At 60.5% G+C, this 559-nt stretch carries 1 protein-coding gene; it reads right to left on the reverse strand.

What is annotated here, in order from left to right; genetic code table 11:
- Window positions 1-559: efflux RND transporter permease subunit (locus tag GSQ77_RS01760; RefSeq protein ID WP_174246378.1), on the reverse strand; the 559-nt coding region annotated here is incomplete at both ends.

A 559-nucleotide genomic window follows, 5' to 3' on the forward strand; every position in this document is an offset into this window, starting at 1 on the left:
GCGGCGGTCGTCATCATGATCGGGCGAAGCCGTATCACGGCCGCGTCATGGATGGCCCGTTGCGGTTCATAACCTTCGTCACGCTGCAGATGGATGGCGACGTCGATCATCATGATCGCGTTCTTCTTGACGATACCGATCAACAGGATGATGCCGATCATCGCGATCACCGAAAACGGCGTGCCGAAGATCAGCAGCGCCAGCGTGGCGCCGATACCGGCCGATGGCAGCGTGGAAAGAATGGTGATGGGATGCACAGTGTTTTCGTACAGGATGCCAAGCACGATATAGACGGCCGCAAGGGCGGCGAGGATCAGCAGCGGCATGGTCGACATCGACTGCGCATAGACCTGTGCGGCACCGGCGAAGCTGCCGTGGATGGAAGCCGGCAAGCCCAGTTGCTGCGACGCCTCATTGATCGCCACGGTCGCCTTGCTCAGTGAGCCACCAGGCGGAAGGTTGAAGGAAATCGTGGCGGCGACGAGGCCGCTCTGATGACTGACCTGGGTCGCAGTATGGTTGCTGATATACCCGGCCAACGCTGGAAACGGCACCATGG

The organism is Burkholderia sp. L27(2015), assembly GCF_009765705.1.
Lineage (GTDB): Bacteria > Pseudomonadota > Gammaproteobacteria > Burkholderiales > Burkholderiaceae > LMUX01.